5 protein-coding genes are annotated in these 3,169 nt (G+C 71.7%); 3 read left to right on the top strand and 2 right to left on the bottom strand.

What is annotated here, in order from left to right:
* A partial coding sequence (locus AB0J52_RS33745; protein ID WP_500186934.1) for an NsdA family TPR-like regulatory protein occupies positions 1-403 on the top strand: 403 nt, incomplete at its 5' end.
* A 197-nt stretch (positions 404-600) separates the two neighbouring features.
* Here AB0J52_RS33745 and greA read toward each other — a convergent pair.
* Complete coding sequence (greA, locus tag AB0J52_RS33740; RefSeq protein ID WP_500186933.1) at positions 601-1,098, bottom strand: transcription elongation factor GreA; 498 nt, start codon at positions 1,096-1,098, stop codon at positions 601-603.
* Positions 1,099-1,323: 225 nt separating this feature from the next.
* Entirely contained in the window at positions 1,324-1,785 is a 462-nt protein-coding gene (locus AB0J52_RS33735; RefSeq protein ID WP_500186931.1) for a DUF4307 domain-containing protein, read from the bottom strand.
* A 243-nt stretch (positions 1,786-2,028) separates the two neighbouring features.
* On the opposite strand from AB0J52_RS33735, the gene mca reads away from it, so the two are divergent.
* Complete coding sequence (mca, locus tag AB0J52_RS33730) at positions 2,029-2,886, top strand: mycothiol conjugate amidase Mca (protein WP_500186936.1); 858 nt, start codon at positions 2,029-2,031, stop codon at positions 2,884-2,886.
* On the top strand, positions 2,886-3,169 hold a 284-nt coding region (locus AB0J52_RS33725), incomplete at its 3' end, for a hypothetical protein (protein WP_500186930.1). The genes mca and AB0J52_RS33725, both read left to right, overlap by 1 nt.

Raw genomic sequence — 3,169 nt, 5'->3', positions numbered from 1 at the left:
GCAGGCGCTCGCGCGGGCGGAGGCGCACTGGGAGCGGCGCCGCCCCGAGGACGACCCGGCCTGGATCTACTGGATGCGGCGGCCCTCGACCACGATCGAGCCGAACCTCGCCATGCTGGAGCTCGGCCGGGCCGCGGACGTGCCGAGGAACCTGTCCCACTGGGTCGGCCTCGACCGGGACGAGTACCCGCGCGACCACGCCCTCGCCCTCACGGTCGTGGCGGCGGCGCAGGTCCGGATGGGGCAGGTGGACGCCGCGGTGGCCACCGGCCGCCGGGCGCTGCGGCTGCTGAAGTCCGTCGACTCGGGCCGCGTCGGCGGCGAGCTGCGCCTGCTGCTCGACCGGCTCCCCGCCGACCGGGTCGCCCGCGACTTCCGCGAACAGGTCGCCGAGGAGACCTGACCCCGCCCGCGTCCGAGGAAGCGTTCGAAAGAAGCCCTGACCCCGCCCGCGTCCGAAAACGGTGGGACGAAAGGTCAGGGCGAACGGCCGGGGCTAAAAGTCGGGACGAACGGCCGGGAAACGCCGCGACGCCCCGTCCCGGGTGGGACGGGGCGTCGCGGCGTTCGCGGAGTCTTCCGGCCTCGCTGGCGGCGGGCTCAGCCGCCGTACGGCGTCGCGTCGAGGATCTCGACGCTCATCGTGCGGCCGTTCGGCAGCGTGTAGGAGGCCTTCTCGCCGACCTTCTTGCCGTTGATCGCCGACCCGAGGGGGCTGTTCGGGGAGTACACGTCGATCGGCACGCCGCTCTCCTCGCGGGACGCGAGCAGGAAGGTGACCTCCTCGTCGTCGCCCTCGAAGGAGATCGTGACGGTCATGCCGGGGCCGACCACGCCCTCCGAGCGCGGGGCCTCGCCGACCCGGGCGTTCTCGAGGATGCTCTGCAGCTGCAGGATGCGGCCCTCGATCTTGCCCTGCTCCTCCTTGGCCGCGTGGTAGCCGCCGTTCTCGCGCAGGTCACCCTCTTCCCGCGCCGCCTCGATCTTCTGCGCGATCTCGATGCGGCCCGGGCCCGACAGGTGGTCCAGCTCAGCCTTGAGCCGGTCGTACGCCTCCTGGGTCAGCCAGGTGACGTTGTCAGCGCGGGTCTCGGTCACGGGTACTCCTCATCCACATGTTGCGATCTCGCCCACCCGGACGGGAGGGCGACACATCGACATGAAGTGCGGCCGGGTTAAACCTCTAGCCTATCCGGTGTGTGCGGTAAAGGTTCCCTGAAGCCGGGCCCCGCAATCAGCCGCGCGGGTTTCGGCTTCGCCGGGTCCTGTTCTATCCGAGTATGTCCACCTGTTCGGGAGTTATCCCCGGTCAGGCGGCCCGGATCACGCCTTGCGGCAGTCGCGGATGCGTCCGCCGGTCGCCTTGCGCGGGGTCTCCAGGGTCTCCTGGGCGGTCACCCTGGACGTCCCCTGCGGGACGGTGATCTCACGCTGGGCGAGCACGGCCAGCTTGTCGTCGTAGGCGTCCACCACGCACCGCACCACTTCGTCCTTCGGCTTGCCGACCGCGTAGGTCACGACGGCGGCGTTCTCTCTCAGGTCAACGGTGCGGGTCTCCATGGAGATTCCCGGGGTCTGCCCGACGTGCGCCACCAGGAACGCCCAGCCCCCGGCGAACAGCAGGGTCGGGACGCCGATCACGATCCAGCCGAGCCAGCCCAGGCCGGGCCGGTCGTGCCGCCGCCGGAACGGTGAGGAGGACTCCTCCTCGGCGACCGGGGAGGAGGCCGTCGCCTCGGCCGCGGCCGGGTCGGGCGCGGAGGCTGCTGGGACGCTGGCGCTCATGGCGGGGAATCTCCGTGCGGGCTGGTGGCGTTGTCAGGAACAATTCTCTTCGGTCCCGGCCGATGCTCCGAACCGGGTCCCGTCGAACCGTGCTGTGAGGGAGATCCCCAGGTGTCCGACCAGGTGACCGACCAGACGTCCGGCCAGGTGCCGGACCAGGCGTCCGAGCCCGCCACCGTCCTGTCCGCGCCCGCCTCCGGGCCGGCGGCGGACGGCGGAGCGGCGCGCGCGCCGCTCCGGCTCATGGCGGTCCACGCCCACCCGGACGACGAGTCGAGCAAGGGCGCGGCCACGATGGCCCGCTACGTCGCCGACGGCGTCGAGGTGCTCGTCGTCACCTGCACCGGCGGCGAGCGCGGCTCCATCCTGAACCCGGCGATGGACCGCCCGGAGATCAGGGAGAACATCGGGAAGGTCCGCAACGAGGAGATGGCGCGCGCCCGCGAGATCCTCGGCGTCGAGCAGCGCTGGCTCGGCTTCGTCGACTCCGGCTTCCCCGAGGGCGACCCGCTGCCGCCGCTGCCCGAGGGCTGCTTCGCGCTGGAGCCGCTGGAGAGCGCGGCCGAGCCGCTGGTCCGGGCCGTCCGCGAGTTCCGGCCGCACGTGATCCTCACCTACGACGAGAACGGCGGCTACCCGCACCCCGACCACGTCAAGACCCACGAGGTGTCGGTCGAGGCGTTCGAGGCGGCCGGCGACCCGGACCGCTACCCGGGCGTCGGCGGCGAGCCGTGGCAGCCGCTGAAGCTCTACTACCACATGACCTTCAACACGGCCCGGATCGAGGCGCTGGACGAGGCGATGAAGGCCGCCGGCCTGGAGTCGCCGTACGCCGACTGGCGCGAGCGGGCCAAGGACCGCCCGGAGAAGTGGGAGGTCACGACCCGCATCCCGTGCGCCGCGCACTTCGAGACCCGGGACCGGGCGCTGATCGCCCACGCCACCCAGATCGACCCGGACGGCTTCTGGTTCGCGGTCCCACTGGACGTCCAGCGCGAGGCCTGGCCGACCGAGGACTACCATTTGGCCAGGTCCCTGGTTGACACCGAGCTGCCGGAGGACGATCTGTTCGCCGGTATCCGGGAGAAGGTTTCCGTCTGATGCTCGCCCTGACCACCACCGTCCTCGCGGACAACAACCTGCCGCTGAACAACGACACGGTCACCCCGGGCTTCCTCGGGTTCGGCGTGTTCCTGGCCATCGGCGTGGCCCTGGTCTTCCTCATCCGCTCGATGAACAAGCAGATGAGGCGGATCCAGGCGCCCCGGGAGGCCGACCTGAAGCAGCAGGAGTGGGAGCTCGCCCAGGCGGCGCGCTCGACGGACGCCGAGGCCGGGACCGGCGGCAAGGCGGGGGCGAAGTCCCCGGCCGAGTCCGCCGGGTC

The organism is Spirillospora sp. NPDC049652, assembly GCF_040675125.1.
GTDB lineage: Bacteria > Actinomycetota > Actinomycetes > Streptosporangiales > Streptosporangiaceae > Spirillospora.
Note: the sequence above shows the minus strand (reverse complement) of the source record. Positions and strands in the feature narration are given on the sequence as shown.